This window comes from Mesorhizobium sp. ESP-6-2 (assembly GCF_020164675.1).
In the GTDB taxonomy this organism is placed as follows: Bacteria; Pseudomonadota; Alphaproteobacteria; order Rhizobiales; family Rhizobiaceae; genus Mesorhizobium.
The window spans coordinates 693,344-712,660 of sequence record NZ_JAIUGT010000001.1; the positions used below are offsets into that span (position 1 = coordinate 693,344).

The 19,317-nt window shown below is 65.0% G+C and carries 14 protein-coding genes, 1 tRNA gene and 1 pseudogene; 13 read left to right on the forward strand and 3 right to left on the reverse strand.

Annotated elements, in window-relative coordinates:
* The first annotated feature begins 122 nt into the window (after positions 1 to 122).
* From LB532_RS03435 to LB532_RS03455, 5 genes are all read left to right on the forward strand, one after another.
* Positions 123 to 1,148: a glucokinase gene (locus LB532_RS03435; protein WP_140639406.1), complete on the forward strand. Its 1,026-nt coding sequence runs from the start codon at positions 123 to 125 to the stop codon at positions 1,146 to 1,148.
* A gap of 160 nt (positions 1,149 to 1,308) precedes the next feature.
* The gene (locus LB532_RS03440) at positions 1,309 to 3,180 is read left to right on the forward strand and encodes an ABC transporter ATP-binding protein (protein WP_140639405.1); all 1,872 of its coding nucleotides are present in this window, start codon (positions 1,309 to 1,311) and stop codon (positions 3,178 to 3,180) included.
* On the forward strand, positions 3,177 to 4,019 hold the full coding sequence (gene dapB / locus LB532_RS03445) for a 4-hydroxy-tetrahydrodipicolinate reductase (protein WP_140639404.1): 843 nt from the start codon (positions 3,177 to 3,179) through the stop codon (positions 4,017 to 4,019). Before LB532_RS03440 ends, dapB begins: the two co-directional genes overlap by 4 nt.
* 92 nt (positions 4,020 to 4,111) lie before the next feature.
* Positions 4,112 to 4,732, forward strand: coding sequence for a 2,3-bisphosphoglycerate-dependent phosphoglycerate mutase (locus tag LB532_RS03450; protein WP_140639403.1), 621 nt, complete (start codon positions 4,112 to 4,114; stop codon positions 4,730 to 4,732).
* 138 nt (positions 4,733 to 4,870) lie between these two features.
* Positions 4,871 to 4,955 (forward strand) — tRNA-Leu (locus tag LB532_RS03455).
* A gap of 183 nt (positions 4,956 to 5,138) precedes the next feature.
* On the opposite strand, the gene LB532_RS03460 is transcribed toward LB532_RS03455, so the two are convergent.
* Entirely contained in the window at positions 5,139 to 5,315 is a 177-nt protein-coding gene (locus LB532_RS03460; RefSeq protein WP_181165187.1) for a hypothetical protein, read from the reverse strand.
* Between the two features lie 96 nt (positions 5,316 to 5,411).
* Entirely contained in the window at positions 5,412 to 7,466 is a 2,055-nt protein-coding gene (locus LB532_RS03465; RefSeq protein WP_140639402.1) for a transcriptional regulator, read from the reverse strand.
* A gap of 231 nt (positions 7,467 to 7,697) precedes the next feature.
* On the opposite strand from LB532_RS03465, the gene LB532_RS03470 reads away from it, so the two are divergent.
* The 8 genes from LB532_RS03470 to LB532_RS03505 all read left to right on the forward strand — a co-directional run bounded on the left by LB532_RS03470 (position 7,698) and on the right by LB532_RS03505 (position 18,324).
* Positions 7,698 to 8,786 carry a PLP-dependent cysteine synthase family protein gene (locus tag LB532_RS03470; protein WP_140639401.1) on the forward strand — a complete coding sequence of 363 codons (1,089 nt, stop codon included), beginning with the start codon at positions 7,698 to 7,700 and terminating at the stop codon, positions 8,784 to 8,786.
* A gap of 13 nt (positions 8,787 to 8,799) precedes the next feature.
* Positions 8,800 to 10,284 (forward strand): pyridoxal phosphate-dependent decarboxylase family protein, encoded by a 1,485-nt coding sequence (locus LB532_RS03475; protein WP_140639400.1) that lies wholly within the window; start codon positions 8,800 to 8,802, stop codon positions 10,282 to 10,284.
* A gap of 48 nt (positions 10,285 to 10,332) precedes the next feature.
* Positions 10,333 to 10,689, forward strand: coding sequence for a hypothetical protein (locus tag LB532_RS03480; RefSeq protein WP_140639399.1), 357 nt, complete (start codon positions 10,333 to 10,335; stop codon positions 10,687 to 10,689).
* A gap of 115 nt (positions 10,690 to 10,804) precedes the next feature.
* Positions 10,805 to 11,176: a hypothetical protein gene (locus LB532_RS03485; RefSeq protein ID WP_140639398.1), complete on the forward strand. Its 372-nt coding sequence runs from the start codon at positions 10,805 to 10,807 to the stop codon at positions 11,174 to 11,176.
* 106 nt (positions 11,177 to 11,282) lie between these two features.
* The gene (locus LB532_RS03490) at positions 11,283 to 11,909 is read left to right on the forward strand and encodes a CDGSH iron-sulfur domain-containing protein (protein ID WP_140639397.1); all 627 of its coding nucleotides are present in this window, start codon (positions 11,283 to 11,285) and stop codon (positions 11,907 to 11,909) included.
* A 146-nt stretch (positions 11,910 to 12,055) separates the two neighbouring features.
* Positions 12,056 to 14,095 (forward strand): hydantoinase/oxoprolinase family protein, encoded by a 2,040-nt coding sequence (locus LB532_RS03495; protein ID WP_140639396.1) that lies wholly within the window; start codon positions 12,056 to 12,058, stop codon positions 14,093 to 14,095.
* Positions 14,096 to 14,473: 378 nt separating this feature from the next.
* Complete coding sequence (locus LB532_RS03500; RefSeq protein ID WP_140639395.1) at positions 14,474 to 16,642, forward strand: malate synthase G; 2,169 nt, start codon at positions 14,474 to 14,476, stop codon at positions 16,640 to 16,642.
* 104 nt (positions 16,643 to 16,746) lie between these two features.
* Complete coding sequence (locus LB532_RS03505) at positions 16,747 to 18,324, forward strand: HNH endonuclease family protein (RefSeq protein ID WP_140639394.1); 1,578 nt, start codon at positions 16,747 to 16,749, stop codon at positions 18,322 to 18,324.
* Between the two features lie 55 nt (positions 18,325 to 18,379).
* Here the strand turns inward: LB532_RS03505 and LB532_RS03510 are convergent.
* Positions 18,380 to 19,282, reverse strand: a pseudogene (locus LB532_RS03510) (YifB family Mg chelatase-like AAA ATPase); the annotation flags it as partial.
* Positions 19,283 to 19,317 lie beyond the last annotated feature (35 nt).

Here is a 19,317-nt window from a genome sequence, read left to right on the forward strand (position 1 = left end):
CGAGCTCATAAATCGGTCGTGCGCACCATCGGTTTCGAAAACCGTTTCCCTTTTCAAACTCATGCGCTAGTCAACGGGAGAACGGCAATGGGCCGTCGGGCGCCGGGGACGGACGACAAAGCATGCCAAACACAGGCGACGACGACACGGCGCTGCGGTTCCCGATCCTGATCGGCGACATCGGCGGCACCAATGCGCGCTTCTCGGTCGTGCTCGACGCCAATTCGGAAGCCGGCGAGCCGGCGATCGTCCAGACAGCCAGTTACAACACCATAGACGAGGCGATCCAGGCGGCGGTGCTCGACCGCTCCTCGGTCCGCCCCAATTCGGCGGTGCTGGCGGTGGCCGGCCCGGTCGACGGCGACGAGATCGAGCTCACCAATTGCCCGTGGATCGTCAAGCCCCGGCAGATGTTCGCCAGCCTCGGCCTCAGCGACATCGTCGTGCTCAACGATTTCGAGGCGCAGGCGCTGGCCGTCGTGGCGCTCGGCGAAGAGCACATGGAAAAGATCGGCGGCGGCGCGCCGGAGCCCGATGCCGGCCGCGTGGTGCTCGGCCCGGGAACCGGGCTCGGCGTCGCCGGGCTGGTGCACGCGCTGCGCCACTGGATCCCGGTGCCCGGCGAGGGCGGCCATATGGACATCGGCCCGCGCACTGCCAGAGATTTCGAGGTTTTCCCGCATATCGAGAAGCTCGAGGGCCGCATTTCGGGCGAGCAGATCCTGAGCGGACGCGGCCTGGTCAACGTCTACCGGGCGGTGGCCAAGGCCGACGGCAACCCATCGCCCTTCACCACGCCGGCCGAGATCACCGCAGCGGCGCTTGCCAGGACCGATCCGGTTGCGCAAGAAGCGCTGGAGATCTTCGTCACCTGCCTAGGGCGCACCGCCGGCGATCTCGCCTTGGTGTTCATGAGCCGCGGCGGCGTCTTTCTCACCGGTGGCATCGCGCAGAAGATCGTGCCGGCGCTGAAACAGGGCAATTTCCGCGCCGCCTTCGAGGACAAGGCCCCGCACAGCGAATTGATGCGCACCTTGCCCGTCTACGTCATCACCCATCCGCTGGCGGCCCTTCTGGGCCTCGCCGCCTATGCCAGGAACCCTTCGCTGTTCGGCGTCCAGACCGCCGGCCGCCGCTGGCAGGCCTAGGCTGGGCCGCATGACGGACCAGGCGTCGGTCCGGTGCCCGCGACGAAGTTAATCAGCCGCGGGCATAGGCAAGCCGGCCGCTTGGCGTTAAGAGGGGCGCCAGAAGGGATGCCGTGTGCAGCCCGGTCCCACCAAGCGGAAACCACGAAGCGCTCCCGATTTGACACTCCAGGCTCCACATAAGCAGAAAGCCACCCCTGGCGAGGTCTGGGCGGTGCTGCGCCGTATCATCGCCGAGAACGGCCGCGACTATTTGTGGTCCTACATCTTTGCCGGCGCCTGCCTGCTGGCGGTGTCCGCCACGACAGCCTTCACCGCCTGGATCATGAGCCCGGTCGTCAACCAGATCTTCTACGAGCGGCGCGGCGATCTGATCGTGTGGATTTGCGCCGGCATCATGGGCGCCTTTCTCGTGCGCGGGTTCGCCGGCTACGGCCAGGCGGTGACGCTGGCTACCGTCGGCAACAATCTGGTTGCCCGCTACCAGCGCCGCATCTTCGACCACCTGATGAAGCTCGGCGTCGGTTTCTTCAACGACACGAGATCGGGCCGGCTGGCGGCGCAGGTCAACGAAAACGTCAACGGCATTCGCGACCTGCTGTCGATGACGCTGACGTCGATCGCGCGCGACGGGGTGACGCTGTTCGGGCTGCTCGGCGTCATGATCTACCAGGATCCGGTCCTGTCGCTCAGCTCGCTGGTGATCGGGCCGCCGCTCATCTACACCGTTGTCTATCTGATGCGCCGGGTGCGTCGCATCACCCGCGAATCGGTGCAGATCAACTCGCGGCTGATCGGCGCCATGCAGGAAGCCACGCAAGGCATCGCCATCGTCAAGGCCTTCACCATGGAGGACGAGCTGTCGCGGCGCATCAGCCAGCTCGCCAACAGCGCCGAGCACCGCGGCAACAAGATCGCCCGGGTTTCGGAACGGCTGTCGCCGATTTCCGACATGCTGGCCGGTCTCGCCGTCACTGGCGTCATCGCTTATTCCGGCTATCGTGCGCTCGTCCTCGGGCAGCCGCCGGGCGCCGTCTTCTCCTTCATCACCGCGCTGATGCTGGCCTACGACCCGGCAAGGCGGCTGGCGCGCATGCAGGTCGGCATGGAGCGGGCGCTGGTCAATGCGCGCATGATCTACGAAATCCTCGATCTCGAACCGCAGCAGGGCGACGCGCCGGGAGCCGCCGAGGCGAATTTCACCACGGGCGAAGTGCGCTTCAACAATGTGAGCTTCCGCTATGTCGAGGAGGCACCGGTCCTCCAGGACCTCAGCTTCGTCGCCGCCGCCGGCAAGATGACCGCCATCGTCGGCGCCTCCGGCGCCGGCAAGACGACGCTGGTGGCGCTGCTGCAGCGGTTCTACGACGTCGAGGCGGGCACGATCGAGATCGACGGCCAGGACATTTCGAAGATCACCAAGCAGTCGCTGCGCAGCTCCATCGCCTATGTTTCGCAGCAGCCCTATCTGTTCGAAGGCACCATCCGCGACAACATCCGCTATGGCCGGCTCTCCGCCACCGACACCGAGATCGAGCAGGCCGCGCGGCTGGCCCAGGCCGACGGCTTCATCCGCCAGCAGCCGCTGGGCTACGACACGCCCGTCGGCGAAAACGGCGCGTCGCTGTCGGGCGGCCAGCGCCAGCGTGTATCGATCGCCCGCGCCATCGTCCGCCAGGCGCCGATCCTGCTGCTCGACGAGGCGACCTCGGCGCTCGACAATGAGGCGGAAGCCAAGGTCCAGGAAGCGCTGACCCATGTCATGGAGGGGCGCACCACCATCGTCATCGCCCACCGGCTGTCGACGGTGGTCAATGCCGACCACATCATCGTGCTGGAACAGGGTCATCTGGTCGAACAGGGCACCCATGCCTCGCTGATGGCCGACCCGCACAGCGTCTATTCCCGCTTCCACCGGGTGCAGGGCAGGAAGGGCCTGGGGCTTGTCGATGACGGCGCGCCGATCCAAACTCCGGCGCCAGGGCCGACGGAAACTATCGAGACGCAGGGCATCGCCGGGAGCGCGAGATGAGTGAAACGCCGACAGCCGACAGACCCGCGGGCGATATGGGCCTGGTGGTGGTGGGCGCCGCCGGCCGCATGGGCCAGACGCTGATCCGCGCCATCCACGCAATGCCGGGCGCACGCGTCGCCGGCGCGATCGAGCGGCAGGGATCGCCCTATCTCGGCAAGGATGCGGGCGAGCTTGCCGGCATCGGCATCATCAACGTGCCGATATCGGACGATCCGCTGCCGGCCTTCGCCGGGGCGGACGGTGTGCTCGATTTCACCGCCCCGGCTGCGACCGTCGAATTCGCCGGCTATGCGGCGCAGGCGCGCATCGTCCATGTCATCGGCACGACCGGCTGCTCGGCCGACGACAATGCCAGGATCGCCGCCGCGGCGCGCCATGCGACGATCGTCAAGTCGGGCAATATGAGCCTCGGCGTCAATCTCCTGGCGGTGCTGGTCGAACAGGCCGCGCGCGCCCTCGACGCCGGGGATTTCGACATCGAGATCCTCGAAATGCATCACAGGCACAAGGTCGACGCGCCGTCCGGCACCGCTCTGCTGCTGGGCGAAGCCGCCGCCGCGGGGCGTGGCGTGCCGCTTGCCGGCAACGATGTGCGCGTCCGCGACGGCCACACCGGCGTGCGCAAGCCGGGCTCGATCGGCTTCGCAACCCTGCGCGGCGGCTCGGTGGTCGGCGACCACAGCGTCATCCTGGCCGGCACCGGCGAGCGCATCACGCTCGCCCACCATGCCGAGGACCGCACCATCTTCGCCCGCGGCGCCGTCAAGGCAGCCCTGTGGGCGCATGGCAGGAAGCCCGGCCTTTACTCGATGCGGGACGTGCTCGGGCTTGCCTGAAACGACCCTGGACCGTTTTCATCCCATGCAATTCCGGACAGAAAACCGCTTCCCACTTCTGCTGGAATTGCTCAGATCCCAGAGGAGCAAAAATGTCGAGAACCCTCGTGCTCGTGCGCCATGGCCAGAGCGAATGGAATTTGAAGAACCTGTTCACCGGCTGGCGTGACGTCGACCTGACCGAACAGGGCCACGCCGAGGCCAAGGCGGCCGGCCAGAAGCTCAAGGCACGCGGCCTGAAGTTCGACATCGCCTTCACCTCGGCGCTGATCCGGGCGCAAAAAACCTGCCAGCACATCCTCGACGCCGTCGGCCAGAGCGACCTGAAAACCGTCCGCGACCAGGCGCTGAACGAGCGCGACTATGGCGACCTCTCCGGCCTCAACAAGGACGACGCGCGCAAGAAATGGGGCGAGGAGCAGGTGCATGTCTGGCGCCGCTCCTACGACGTGCCGCCCCCCGGCGGCGAGAGCCTGAAGGACACCGGCGCCCGCGTCTGGCCTTATTACCTGCACGACCTCCAGCCTCATGTGCTGCGCGGCGGCACGGTGCTGGTGGCCGCCCACGGAAATTCGCTGCGTGCGCTGATCATGGCGCTGGACGGCAAGTCGGGCGAGGAGATCGTCAAGCTGGAGCTCGGCACCGGCGTGCCGGTCATCTACACGCTCAACGCCGATTCCACCGTGGCCTCGAAGGAAGTGCTGGACGGCTGACCGGTCCGGGGCCGGCAGTCAGAGGCTGCGGCTCTGGCCGGGCATGATCTTTTTGTGAAAGCCGGTCCCACCTTTCGGGATCATGTTCCAAAAACCGCGTTGACACACACCGCTTGCCCGCTTATTGAGCCCGCACCAGCCCAGATGGCGGAATTGGTAGACGCGCACGGTTCAGGTCCGTGTTCCGCAAGGAGTGGAGGTTCGAGTCCTCTTCTGGGCACCATCTTTTCCCGTTTCGAACCGTTCGAAGGTTCGGAGACTCAACAAAAAAGCCCGGCTCGTCCGGGCTTTTTTGTTGGGTGCACGATCGCTCGCATGGTCATTCCTGCCAACGGAAAGCCGCAGGGACTTGCCCGACATCATGCGCACGCCTCTCGGGAAACGTGCGCTGTCGATGACCGTGCCCTTATCGCACCGATCCCGTTACCGTCCGGTCGACGGCTGGGACGGATTTGCGGTCGTTGCCGGCAAGTGCGGCGATGATCAGCAGGCTGGCGACGACCGGGACGAAAAGAACCGCCACGCGGGCTTGCACGTAAAGAATGGCGCGCCATTCATTGCGCTTGTCAGGGCTGTCGCTCATCATACACTCTCTGTCATGCCCCTCCGGGCGCTGACATAGCGACGAACGGTTAAACAACCACTTCCGAAATCGTTAATCGACGGAAATTGCGCGGATTCAGTTCAATCCGATCCGCTTTGCGCCTTGCCGGAACAATGCCTCGGCATCTGCTTCGAACCGGAACGTGCCGATGAAATCGTCGGCGCGGTAGTCCGGCAGCGCCTTGCGGATGGCGGCGGCGAAATTGCGTGCCTCGTCGAGCCGCCCGGCCAGCGCCAGGCAGTGTGCCGCGATCGCCAGGATGATGGCGTGGGCATTGGGCCGCGCCGCCGCCTTCAGCGCCCATTCGGCCGCTTCCTCGAACTGGCCGAGCCGCACATGCGCCATGGCGCGCGCGCCCAGCATGCCGAACAGCAGCGGGTCGAAGGGGCTGAGATGGCGCGAATGGTCGGAGGAGCCGATCGCCGCCTGCGGATCGCCGGACTGCGAGTGGACGAAGGACAGCGCATAGTGGCCAAGCGCGAAATTGGGGCTAAGCTCCACTGCCCGTTCCAATTCGAAGAGCGACCCGTCCTGTTCGCCGCGCAACCATAGCGCCCGGCCCATCGCCCAGTGCGCGGCAGGGTTCTGTTCGTCGACCAGGAGACTGTGCCCCGCTGTCTCGTAGGCCAGCGCGCTTTCGTGGTCGCGGTCGCCCCAGCGCTGGAAAGCGCTTTGCCAATGGGTGAAGGACAGGCCGGCATGGGCGCGGGCGAAGGTCGGGTCGAGCGCCGTCGCCACGCCGAAGAAGTGCTGCGCCAACTCGTTTTCCGGCTGGGTGAAGCGGTACATATGCCAAAGGCCGCGGTGATAGGCTTCCCAGGCGTTGAGCGAGTTGGGCGCCTTCAGCATCGCGCGGTTGCGTTCGACCGTCTCGATCTCGGCCGAGATAGACGAGACGATCGCGTTGCCGATATCGTCGAGCACGCCGAAGAGGTCGTCAGCCCGGCGCTCGAAGCTCTCGGCCCAGACGATCCTGGCCGTGCGAACCTCGATGAGCTCGACGGCGATGATGACGCGGCCGGCCAGGGTGCGCACCGTGCCGGTGGCGACATAATCCACATTCAGCTGCCGCCCCGCTTCCTGCGGCGCGATGTTTTTCTCGGCGAGCGCGAAGACCGAGCCGCGCGCGATGACGAAGAAATCCCTGAGCTTGGCCAGACGCGTGATGATGTCATGGGTCAGGCCGTCGGCGATCCCGCCGCGCGTGCCGCAAGGGCCGGCAGTTTCGACGAACGGCATCACCGCCAGCGACGCGTGGCTGGGCTCCACGCCCGCCTGAGCGGGCGACGGCGGCGATGCCGCGATGCCGACAGGCTGCGCCGAAAGCCGATCTACAGCGGGCCGATCTACCGACGGCCGATCTACAATCGGCTTGTCGCGCAGCGCCTGCCAGGCCGCGCGCACCGGTCCGAAGTCCAGCCCTTCCGATTGGAACAATTGCCCCGTCGCCGTCAGATGCTGCTCGGCCGCGCCGATGGCGCCGCGCCCGGCCAGATGCGTGAGCAGCGCCAGATGCGCGCGGCCGTCGAACGGCGCCAGCTCCACCCACCGGTCGAGACCGGCTGCTGCCGCCTCCGAACCGGGCGGAAGCGCCGCGACAAGGTGCTCCAGCACGGCGGCGTGACAAGATTGGAAGCGGCGGCGCTGCGCCGCCAGCCAGCTCTCGAAAAACGGGCTGCGGTCTAGCTCCAGACCGTCGAGAAAGTCGCCGGCGAACAGTTCCGACAGCGATCGCAGGCGCTCCGCGTCGAGCGAGGCGATCCCTTGCGCGGCGGCGGCGCTAACCTCCAGCGCGTCGACGAAACAGCCGTCGAGGCGCAATGCGACCGTGTCGTCCTGTGTCTCGACCCGACGGTGCCCCGGCTCGTCGAGGACGGCGCGAAGCTTGCTGAGGCACCAACGCAACTCGCCCCTGGGATCGTTCGGAACATCCCACAAGAGCTCGCATAGCCGAGCGCGTCCTACCGGATGCGGCGCCAGCGCCAGATAGGCAAGCAGCGCGCGCAGCTTGCGCGATGCCGGCAATTCGGCCCGCACGCCGTCGCGCACGACCGCAAACGGGCCGAGCAGGCGCACGGCAAGAGCGGGCTTGCCGCGATCCAGGCTCGGTCGAGCGGATTCCACGTGCATTTCCACGCTTGCTCCCACGCTTCCTCCCACGTTGGCCGGTCGGCCCTCGTTTTATCACCGAACACGGCATGAACGCACCCGGTTGCGAGTTGCGCGCCGGGATGCGGGCAGCCGCATTGCCGGCACCTCGAGCGACCCTAGCGCGGCAAGGTCTCGAAACCTCGCCGCCCAAGCCGCCGGTTTGTAACCGGCCCGTGACCGCAAGGCACCAACACAGATGAGGAGACAGATATGTTGCAGCAAGCAAGAATCAGAACCACGGCCGGCCGCGGCCGCCTGTTCGACAGCATTTTGGACACGGTCGGCGACACGCCGGTCATCCGCATCAACAATCTCGGCCCGGCCCACGCGACGATCTATGTCAAGGCCGAGTTCTTCAACCCGGCTGCCTCGGTGAAGGACCGGCTGGCGCTCAACATCATCGAGGAGGGCGAGCGCAGCGGCGCGTTGAAGCCGGGCCAGACCATCGTCGAGGCCACCAGCGGCAACACCGGCATCGGGCTCGCCATGGTCTGCGCGCAGAAAGCCTATCCGCTGGTCGTCACCATGGCTGACAGCTTTTCCGTCGAGCGCCGCAAGCTGATGCGCATGCTGGGTGCCAAGGTGGTGCTGACGCCGCGCGCCGAAAAGGGTTTCGGCATGTACAAGAAGGCCGTAGAGCTGGCCGAGGCCAATGGCTGGTTCCTGGCGCGACAGTTCGAAACCAGGGCCAACGCCGCCATCCACGAGGCGACGACGGCGCGCGAGATCATCAATGATTTCGCCGGCTCGCGGCTCGATTGCTTCGTTACCGGCTACGGCACTGGCGGCACCGTCGTCGGCGTGGCGCGCGTGCTGCGCCGTGAGCGGCCGGATGTCCGCATCATCCTGTCCGAGCCGGCCAACGCCCAGCTCATCGGCAGCGGCAAGGCGCAGCAGCGCGGTGCCGACGGGGCGCCCGCCGCCAGCCACCCGGCCTTCGAGCCGCATCCGATCCAGGGCTGGACGCCTGATTTCATCCCCAACGTGCTGCAGGAAGCGGTCGACGCCGGCCTCTATGACGAGGTGATGCCGATCGCCGGGCCCGAAGGCATCAAATGGGCCAAGGCGCTGGCGCAGAAGGAAGGCATCTTCACCGGCATTTCCGGCGGCGCCACCTTCGCCGTGGCGCGACAGGTCGCGCAGAACGCGCCGGCCGGATCGGTGATCCTGTGCATGCTGCCCGACACCGGCGAACGCTACATGACGACGCCGCTGTTCGACGGCATCGAGGCCGAGATGGACGCCGACGAGATGGCGCTGTCGCGCTCGACGCCCGGCTGCCAGTTCCCGGCGGCATGACGGGGAGGCTGTCATGGACATCGCGCAGGAAACCCCTGGCACTGTGGCCGAGGAGACGCTTGACCCCCTGGACTGGGCCGATGTGCAGGCCCTGTCGCATCGGGTCATCGACGATGCCGTCGACTATCTGCGCGACGTGCGCGACCGTCCGGTCTGGCGGGACGTGCCGGCTGACGTGAGGGAGGTCTTCGCCGCACCCCTGCCGCGAACGCCGGCGCGGCTGGCCGCCGTCTATGGCGAGGTCTCCCGCACCGTGATGTCATACCCGATGGGCAACATCCATCCTCGCTTCTGGGCCTGGTACATGGGCTCGAGCAACTTCACCGGCGCGCTCGGCGATTTCCTGGCGGCGATCCAGGGTTCCAACCTCGGCGGCGGCAACCATGCCGCCGGGCTGATGGACTGCCAGGTCGTCAACTGGTGCAAGCAAATGCTGGGGTTTCCCGTCTCGGCCAGCGGCACGCTGGTCAGCGGCGGTTCGATGGCCAACATGATCGGGCTGACGGTGGCGCGCAACGTCAAGGCCGGCATCGACGTGCGCGAGCACGGCGTTGCCGCCATCGAGAAGCCCCTGCGCTACTATGGCTCGGACCAGCTCCATTCCTGTCACCGCAAAGCCATGGAGGCGCTCGGCCTCGGCAACCGGGCCTTGCGGCGAATACCGACCGATGCCGGGCTGCGCATCGACATCGCTGCCTTGCGGGCGGCAATTGCCGAGGATCGCCAGGCGGGCTTCAAGCCGGCCTGCGTCATCGGCAACGCCGGCACCGTCAATACCGGAGCGATCGACGACCTGCGGGCGCTTGCCAAACTGGCGCATGAGGAAGAGCTCTGGTTCCATGTCGATGGCTGCATCGGCGCCCTGGTCGCCATCGCTCCGCAGAACGCCCATCGCGTCGCCGGCGTCGAATGGGCCGATTCGATCGCGCTCGATCCGCACAAATGGCTGCACGCGCCGTTCGAGGCCGGCTGCGCCCTGGTCAGGGACGCCGTCGCGCATCGCCGTACCTTCGCCGTGACGCCCGAATATCTGGAATCGACGCCGCGTGGTCTCGCCTCCGGCGAATGGCTGCACGACTACGGCTTGCAGACGTCGCGCGGCTTTCGCGCGCTCAAAATATGGATGGCGCTGAAGGAGCATGGCGTCGACAAATTCGGCCGCCTGATCGATCAGAACATCGCGCAAGCGGCCTATCTCGCCGGACTGATCGAGGCCGAGCCGTCGCTGGTGCTGATGGCGCCGACCACGATCAACATCGTCTGCTTCCGGCATCGGCTTGCCGGGGCGTCCGGCGAGGAGCTTAAGCGGTTCAACACGGAGATCATGCTGCGTTTGCAGGAACAAGGCATTGCGGCACTGTCGGACACGACGGTGCAAGGCCAGCATTGCCTGCGCGTGGCGATCACCAACCACCGGACCCGGCGCGACGATCTTCACCTGCTGGTGCGGGAAACGCTGCGGCTGGGACGCCAGATCGCGGCGGAGGCGGCTTCCTAGTTCGCGGCGGCCATGCGATTCTGCCGGCATGATTCGAAAGGTCCGATCGTGACGCTCTTTCGCACGGCCACACTCGCGGCATTGGTCTTCACCACCTCGGCCGGGGCGGCCGACATGGCTTTCTTCGTCAAGAACCAGCGCGGGCAGGCCGTCGCGGTCGAACTGTTCAGCCGCGACCGCGAAACGGTCTGGCCGGGCGACGACAAGGTGTTCCTGATCGATCCCGGCTCACGCAAATCGGTGCCGATTTCGTGCAATGAGGGCGAACGCATCTGCTACGGCGCGTGGGTCAACGGCAACGACGCCATCTCGGCCGGCGTCGGGCCGGACAACGACCGGCCCTGCGACGATTGCTGTTTCATCTGCGTGGACCATTCGACCGAGACCGTCGACCTGGTCGAGTAGCGCCAATCGCCCCAAAATTAGTCCGGGATTGTCGCGGTCGACCCTTCAGCGATCGCTCGCCCCGTGCCATGCCCGCGGGGCGGCCGGGCGGGCCGTTTATTTTTTGGGGGATATCATGTTCTACGCCTATGCGCGCCGTTCGCTGGCCGCGCTGTCTCTTGCCGTGCTGCTGGTGCCGTCGGCCCATGCCGGCGACGTCACCTTCGCCATCAAGAACAGCCATCCCAATGCGATGCGCATCGAGCTCTACAGCCAGGATCGCGACTATGTGTGGCCGGGCAACGGCAAGGATTTCTACCTCGATGACGGCGAGACCAGGCAACTGCCGGTCTCCTGCGACGAGGGCGAATCGATCTGCTATGGCGCCTGGGTCGACGGCGACGAAGGCACCTATTGGGGCGTCGGCCCCGGCGACAAGGAAAAATGCGACGATTGCTGCTATACCTGCAGCGGCGGCGAGACCGAGGAGATCGAACTGGTTCCCTGACCGGCTTGCCAGCTTGACGCTTTTCCTGCCTGGGGCATAGCCTGCAAGGGCAGCACCCAAAGCACGCGCATCCAGGCGGCGTGCGTCAGGCAACAGGAGCAAGGCGATGGCAGGTCCGGTCGAGGGCGAGAAGATAGATGTCGGCTTTGCCGGCCGGCGCTGCATCCATTCGCGCAACTGCGTGCTGGGAGATCCGCATGTCTTCGTGCCGAACGCGCCGGGAGAGTGGATCCATCCCGACGCGGCCAGCGTCGAGAAGATCGTCGCCATTGCCGAAAGCTGCCCGTCAGGCGCCATCACCTATGTCAGGAAGGATGGCGGGCCGCAGGAAAGGCCGCCGGTGGTCAACACCGTGCGCATCAGGGAAAACGGCCCGCTGGCCGTCCACGCCGAGATTATGCTCGACGGCGAGACGTTCCACCGCGCCACGCTCTGCCGCTGCGGCGCGTCGCAGAACAAGCCGTTCTGCGACGGCAGCCACAGCAAATCAGGTTTTGCCGCCACCGGCGAGCCGGCGCTGAAGGACACGCCGGCGCTGGACGCGCGCGACGGGCCACTCAAGGTTACGCCGACGAAAGACGGGCCGCTCAAGCTCGAAGGCAATATGGAAATCGTCACCGGCACCGGCCACACGGTCGACCGCACGCAACGCGCCTTCCTGTGCCGCTGCGGCCATTCGGCGAACAAGCCGTATTGCGATGGGTCGCATAAGAAGGTCGGGTTCGTAGGGTAGTCGCCGACGCTGCCGATGAAGCTGCAATCTCCCCCTCGTGGGGAGATTGCACTCTACCGTGGCCCAGTGCTCGCGGCTTTATCGTCAGCCATGCATCGGCTAAGGGCTGAGCCAGAATAAATTCGCCAGCCGGGCAATCATCAGAAATGACCAAGACCAAGCCAAAACCTCTTTTCCTCGGCATCGACACCGGCGGCACCTACACCGATGCCGTGCTGTGGTCCGAAACCGAAGGCCCGCAGAGCGGGCCGAACAAGGGAAAGGTGCTGGCCAAGGCCAAGGCTCTGACCACCAGGCACGATCTCGCCGTCGGCATTTCCGGCGCCGTCGACGCGGTTCTGGAAAAAGCGGTCACCGATCCGGCCGCCATCAAGCTTGTCTCCATGTCGACGACGCTTGCCACCAACGCGCTGGTCGAGGGCCAGGGCGGCCGCGTCGCGCTGGTGATGATCGGCTTTTCCGAGGCGGACCTTGCCCGCGATGGGCTGAAGGCGGCATTGGGCACCGATCCGGTCGTGTTCTGCCCTGGCGGCCACGATGTGCACGGCAATACCGCCAAGCTCGACCTGTCCGGTCTCGAGGCGGCGCTGTCCGAACTCGGCGGCTCGGTCTCGGGCTTTGCCGTCTGCGCCTATTTCGCCACCCGCAACCCGGCGCACGAGATCGCCGCCCGCGAGCTGATCCGGGAGAAAACCGGCCTGCCGGTCACCGCAAGCCATGAATTGTCGGCCAAGCTCGGCGGTCCGCGCCGGGCGCTGACGACGCTGCTCAACGCCCGGCTGATCTCGATGATCGACCGGTTGGTGGCGGCGACCGAAGGCTTTCTCGAGGCGCGCGGCATCGCGGCGCCCCTGATGGTGGTGCGCGGCGACGGCGCGCTGGTGTCGGCGGCGTTCGCCCGCCAGCGGCCGATCGAGACCATTTTGTCCGGCCCGGCCGCCAGCCTGGTCGGCGCGCACCACATGACCGGATTGGAAAACGCGGTGGTTTCCGACATCGGCGGCACCACCACCGACGTTGCCGTGCTCGACAAGGGACGGCCGCGGCTCGATCCGGAAGGCGCCACCGTCGGCGGCTTCCGCACCATGGTCGAGGCCGTCGCCATGCGCACCTTCGGCCTCGGCGGCGATTCCGAAGTGGCGTTGGAAGACGGCGCTCTCAACCCCAGGCTCCTGCTCGGACCGCGCCGGCTGGTGCCGCTGGCGCTGGCCGGCATGGTGCATCGCGAGGCCGTTTTGGCGGAACTCGAGCGCCAGCTGCGCGCGCCGAACACCGGCCGCATGGACGGCCGTTTCGCGGTGCGCACCGGCGTGCCCGACCATCTTGCCGCCGGGCTGACCGCTCCGGAAGCAAGGCTCTACGAAGCGATCGGCGCACTGCCCTTGCCCCTCGACAGGCTTTTGACCTCGAATGCCCAGAACGCCACCTTGAACCGCCTGGTATCGCGCGGGCTGGTGCACATTTCAGGGTTCACGCCGTCGGATGCGGCGCATGTGCTTGGCAAGCAGGCGAACTGGGATGCCGCCGCCGCCCGCCTCGGCGCAGAGCTGTTCGCGCGCAAGCGCGACGGCCGCGGCCAGGCGATCGCGGCCTCTCCCGAGGCGATTTCGGAGCGCGTGCTGGCGGCGCTGACGCGCTGGTCGGCCGAATATATCCTCGAAACCGCCTTCGCCGAGGACGGGCTCGACGGCGCGGCCACCGTGGCGCATGCGCTGGTGCAGCGCGCCGTCGACGCGCATCCCGGCATTGCGCGCCTGAGCGTCGCCCTCGACCGGCCGGTGATCGGCCTCGGCGCCTCGGCGCCGCTGCACTATGCCGGACTCCCGCCATTGGTCGGCAATGACTGCGTGGTGCCTGATGACACCGATGTCGCCAACGCGCTCGGCGCCGTTGTCGGCCAGGTCCGAGTATCGGCGGAGGCGCGCGTCAGCCAGCCCAAGGAAGGTCTGTTCCGTCTTGCCTCGGGCGAAACCGTGCGCGATTTCCTCGACGAGGCGGCGGCGATCGCGGCCGCCGAGGCCGATGTACGCAGCATCGCGGCGCAGCGCGCCAGGGATGCCGGCACCGACAGCGCCGAAATCGATGTCGCGACCGAATTCCGCGTCTCCACCGTCGAAGCCCAGCGTATGTTCATCGAGGCGCATGTGGTGGCGGTGGCTTCGGGCAGGCCACGGATCGCGGTGTGAGTCTGTGAGCGATCTCTCCCACAAGGGGAAGATCGGCAGCGTCACCGGCGACGAAAGACGCCCTCCACCCAGGGCCGAACTCGGGTTAACGAAGACCTGACGACGGGCCGGTCCCGCTGTGCCAGTTTCTCATAATAGGAATTTTTTCTTGACAGGGTGAAGGCAACTATGGTAGATATCTGGTTATGGTGCTGAGTTGCGCCAGGGATCCGCCGCACAGGCGGGTTTTCCGTCCCCTACTCCATCAACAGCGCGCCGACGAAGGCTCCGAAGGGACCGTTAACCCGGATTCCTTGCCTTGCCTCACCCTAAGCTGAATTGACCCTGCACTCCCAACATGCCAAAGGCCCGCGAAAGCCTTTCATCTGGAGCAGCCTGATGACCGATCGCGTCGAAATCGCCGGATTGCGGATCGCCCGCGAACTTCATGACTTCGTTGTCAACGAGGCCGCTCCGGGCACCGGCATCGATCCGGATAAATTCTGGAACGGCTTTTCGGCCATCGTCCACAACCTCGCTCCGAAGAACCGGGCACTGCTGGCAAAGCGCGACGCTATCCAGGAAAAGCTCGATGACTGGTATCGCGCCAATGGCGCGCCGGTCGACATGGAAGGCTACAAAACCTTCCTGAAGGAGATCGGCTATCTCGTCCCCGAAGGCCCGGCCTTCTCGGTGACGACCGAAAAGGTCGATCCCGAGATCGCCGTCGTCGCCGGGCCGCAGCTTGTGGTGCCGGTGATGAATGCGCGCTATGCGCTCAACGCCGCCAATGCCCGCTGGGGCTCGCTCTATGATGCGCTTTACGGCACCGACGCAATTCCCGAGACCGACGGCGCCGGGAAGGGCAAGGGATTCAACCCCGCGCGTGGTGCGAAAGTCGTCGCCTGGGCGAAGGATTTCCTCGACCAGTCGGTCCCGCTCACATCGGGCAAATGGGCCGGCGTCAACGGCCTTTCGCTGGCCAATGGCGCGCTGCGGCTCAGCGCCGGCGCCGGCTCGACCACGCTTGCCGATGTCAGGCAGTTCGTCGGCTTTCGCGGCGATGCCGCCAACCCGCAAGCCGTGCTGCTGGTCAGCAACGGCCTGCATATCGAGATCCTGATCGACCGCGACAACCAGATCGGCCGTACCGATCCGGCCGGCATCGCCGACATCATCCTGGAATCGGCGCTGACCACCATCCAGGACTGCGAGGATTCGGTCGCGGCGGTGGATGCGCAGGACAAGGTCGTCGTCTACCGCAACTGGCTCGGCCTGATGAAGGGCGACCTGGCCGAAGAGATCACCAAGGGCGGCCGGACCTTCGTCCGCAAGCTCAACCCCGATCGGTCCTACACCTCGCCCAATGGCGGCACGGTGACGCTGCCCGGCCGCTCACTGATGCTGGTCAGGAATGTCGGCCACCTCATGACCAATCCGGCGATAATGGACCGCGACGGCAACGAGGTGCCGGAAGGCATCATGGACACCGCGATGACCGCGCTGATCGCGCTGCACGACGTCGGGCCGAACGGCCGCCGCGCCAATTCCCGCGCGGGCTCGATGTATGTCGTGAAACCCAAGATGCACGGGCCCGAGGAAGTTGCCTTCGCCGTCGAGATCTTCGACCGCGTCGAGGCCTTGCTCGGCATGGCCAAAAATACCATCAAGATGGGCATCATGGACGAGGAGCGGCGTACCACCGTCAACCTCAAGGAGGCGATCCGCGCCGCCAGGGAGCGCGTCGTGTTCATCAACACAGGCTTCCTCGACCGCACCGGCGACGAGATCCACACCTCGATGGAAGCCGGTCCGATGATCCGCAAGGGCGACATGAAGCAGGCCGCCTGGATTTCCGCCTACGAGGCCTGGAATGTCGACACCGGGCTGGAATGCGGGCTTGCCGGCCATGCCCAGATCGGCAAGGGCATGTGGGCGATGCCGGATTTGATGGCGGCGATGCTCACCGAGAAGATCGCCCACCCCAAGGCCGGCGCCAACACCGCCTGGGTGCCTTCGCCGACCGCGGCGACGCTGCACGCCACCCATTATCACAAGGTCGATGTCCACGCCGTCCAGGCGGCGCTGAAGAGCCGGCCGAAGGCCAAGCTCGACGACATCCTGTCGGTGCCCGTCGCGGTGCGGCCCAACTGGTCGCCGGCCGATATCCAGGCGGAACTCGACAACAACGCGCAAGGCATTCTGGGCTATGTCGTGCGCTGGATCGACCAGGGCGTCGGCTGCTCGAAAGTGCCCGATATCAACGATGTCGGCCTGATGGAGGACCGCGCCACGCTGCGCATCTCCTCGCAACACATCGCCAACTGGCTGCACCATGGCGTCTGTACGGCCGACCAGGTGATGGAAACGATGAGGCGCATGGCTGATATCGTCGACCAGCAGAACGAAGGCGACCCGCTCTACCGGCCGATGGCCGCCGATTTCCACGGCTCCGTCGCCTTCCAGGCCGCCTGCGACCTCGTCTTCAGGGGCCGCATCCAGCCCAACGGCTACACCGAGCCGGTGCTGCACGCGCGGCGGCTGGAACTGAAGGCGCGGCAGAAATAGGCCGCGGATACCAAGAGTTCCCTTATCACTATAAGTTATGCAAACTCGTACAGCTGTTCTGTCGTCTGAAAGTGAGGTAAGTGCTCACTGGGGAGGACGACTCTATGGCTGCTGCGACAACCAACATTGTAAATTTGGATGCACTCATCCGTCGAGAGGATTTGGCTGCTCCCGGTGAGGTAGGCGAAGACATAAGTTCTTTATCTATCGCGGGGCTAGAACCGAAAGGCTTTCTTTATCCCGCACTGCGGAAGCCCGATTTTCAAAGAGAAACTGCGAATTGGAGTCCAGAACAGGTTGCTGATCTCATTGGCACGTTTGCTCGCAAGGATTTGATCCCTGCAGTTATCCTGTGGCGAGCAGGGCAGAATGTTTTTGTCATAGATGGTGCGCATCGCCTTAGCGCTCTTGTTGCATGGGTTCACAACGACTACGGCGACGGAGAGGTTTCCAGGCATTTCTTTCAGAATGCAATTCCGGACGATCAGCAGATAGCAGCGAGAAGAACGAGAGACTTGGTGGCGCTATCAATTGGCTCATATGCCGATCACAAAATGGCTATCGAGTATCCGCAGAATTCCCGCCCAGATATTGCTGAGAGAGCGGCCAGAATTGGATGGCAAGAGATTCCAGCTCAATGGATTAGAAACGCCGACCACGACAAGGCGGAGAAAGCCTTCTTCCGAATCAATCAAGGAGGCACGAAGATAGACGCGACAGAGCGCCGTATCCTCGCCGCCAGACGTTCCTCAACAGCCCTAGCAGCTCGAGCGATCCTGAGGGCTGGCACCGGCCACAATTATTGGAAGAAATTCGCTGAAGAGTCCCAAAGGGAAATCGAGGACCTTGGCCGTGAAATATCAGCGTTGCTGTTCGAGCCCACGATATCTCTACCAATCAAAACACTTGATTTACCGCCCGCAGGACAAGGCTACGGACCGCAAGCTTTACCGTTAGTTTTCGACCTGGTGAATTTGGCCAATCGAGTTCAAGTTAGGGACTCGAGCTACAAGGGAGCAACCAAGGAAGAACCACTAGACGTTGATCAAGATGGAGTCAGGACCGTTGATTATCTTGTAAAGGTAAGAGCGGCAATCTGGCGATTGTGCTCGACCCACGCCTCATCACTTGGCTTGCATCCCGCGTTATATTTTTACAGTCGAAATGGGACATTTTCGGCATCTTCACTTCTTACATTCCTTTCGCTGTTCCGGGACTGGGGAACGGATGATTTCCTTACCTTCACGAAGATCAGAGCGAAGTTTGAAGAATTTCTGATGGCGAACCGTGGCATGAGCGAAGCGGTCAGGAAATTAGGAAGCGGCGTTCGCAGCAGACCCCGCGCCATTGCCTTCTACAAGGCAATAGTAGAGCATTTGACAAAGGGATTCTCTGCGTCAGATGTCGCAAAAATACTCAGGGAAATGCCGGAATTCGAATTTCTAATTACAAGTTCCGGCGAACTCGATCTTGAGGGCGGATCGTTCTCGCGCGACGTAAAAGGCGCAGCATTCATTCGAGATGCATTGCCCACTGCTCCGAAATGTCCAACTTGTGGAGGCCTCTTGCATAGAAATGGCATGCAGTTTGGTCACAAGCGCCCCAAACGGGATGGCGGATCGGGCAATCTTTCAAACGCTATGATGCAGCATCCATTCTGTAATAGTACCGTGGATAACTAGGATTTTCCATCGGCAACTATTCCCGTCTTGGATATAGGCCGGCTATGCGTAGTCTCTACGCCGCCTGCGCCACCCGCTCCGAACTCATCCGGTAGGAGATCGCTTCGGCCAAGTGAATGCGGCCGACGGTCTCGCTGGCGTCGAGATCGGCCAGTGTTCTCGCGACCTTCAGCACGCGGTGATAGGCACGCGCCGAGAAGGCGAGCTTTTCGCTGGCATCCCTGAGCAGCGACAGGCCGGCCGCATCGGGCATGGCGATCTCCTCGATCACCGCCGGCGCGCAATGCGCGTTTGTGGTGGCGCTGGTGACGCCGAGCCGTTCGAAGCGCTCGCGCTGGAGGGTGCGGGCACGCGCCACGCGCAGCGCCACGTCGGCGCTCTTTTCCGCCCGGTCGGGCCGGATCAGGTCGCTGGCCGAGACCGCCGGCACCTCGATCCTGAGGTCGATGCGGTCGAGCAGCGGACCCGAGATGCGGGCCTGGTAGTCGGTGCGGCAGCGCTCGCCGCGCAGGCAGCGATAGCCGGGCTCGCCGGCCATGCCGCACCGGCACGGATTCATCGCCGCCACCAGTTGTATGCGCGCCGGATAGGTGACGCGGTGGTTGGCGCGCGCGATCATGCAGTCGCCCGTCTCCAGCGGCTGGCGCAGCGCATCGAGCGTCTGCGGCGTGAATTCGGGGAACTCGTCGAGGAACAGCACGCCGTGATGCGCAAGCGACACTTCGCCCGGCCGCGCCCGGATGCCGCCGCCGACCATCGCCGCCATCGAGGCCGAATGATGCGGGGCGCGGAACGGCCGCCGGTCGGTCAGCTTGCCTTCGCCAAGCTCGCCGGCGACGGAGGCGATCATCGACACTTCGAGCAATTCCTTCGGTGCCAGCGGCGGCAGGATCGACGGCAGCCGCTGCGCCAGCATCGATTTTCCCGACCCCGGCGGTCCGACCATGAGCATGTTATGGACAGAAGACCCTCACCTCTTGTAAAGGCCAGCCC

Bases quoted from the DNA above. Each gene is read 5' to 3' on its own strand.
- LB532_RS03435 (WP_140639406.1), top strand. From the start codon at position 123: ATGCCAAACACAGGCGACGACGACACGGCGCTGCGGTTCCCGATCCTG.
- dapB (WP_140639404.1), top strand. From the start codon at position 3,177: ATGAGTGAAACGCCGACAGCCGACAGACCCGCGGGCGATATGGGCCTG.
- LB532_RS03450 (WP_140639403.1), top strand. From the start codon at position 4,112: ATGTCGAGAACCCTCGTGCTCGTGCGCCATGGCCAGAGCGAATGGAAT.
- LB532_RS03460 (WP_181165187.1), bottom strand. From the start codon at position 5,315: ATGAGCGACAGCCCTGACAAGCGCAATGAATGGCGCGCCATTCTTTAC.
- LB532_RS03465 (WP_140639402.1), bottom strand. From the start codon at position 7,466: ATGCACGTGGAATCCGCTCGACCGAGCCTGGATCGCGGCAAGCCCGCT.
- LB532_RS03470 (WP_140639401.1), top strand. From the start codon at position 7,698: ATGTTGCAGCAAGCAAGAATCAGAACCACGGCCGGCCGCGGCCGCCTG.
- LB532_RS03475 (WP_140639400.1), top strand. From the start codon at position 8,800: ATGGACATCGCGCAGGAAACCCCTGGCACTGTGGCCGAGGAGACGCTT.
- LB532_RS03485 (WP_140639398.1), top strand. From the start codon at position 10,805: ATGTTCTACGCCTATGCGCGCCGTTCGCTGGCCGCGCTGTCTCTTGCC.
- LB532_RS03490 (WP_140639397.1), top strand. From the start codon at position 11,283: ATGGCAGGTCCGGTCGAGGGCGAGAAGATAGATGTCGGCTTTGCCGGC.
- LB532_RS03495 (WP_140639396.1), top strand. From the start codon at position 12,056: ATGACCAAGACCAAGCCAAAACCTCTTTTCCTCGGCATCGACACCGGC.
- LB532_RS03500 (WP_140639395.1), top strand. From the start codon at position 14,474: ATGACCGATCGCGTCGAAATCGCCGGATTGCGGATCGCCCGCGAACTT.
- LB532_RS03505 (WP_140639394.1), top strand. From the start codon at position 16,747: ATGGCTGCTGCGACAACCAACATTGTAAATTTGGATGCACTCATCCGT.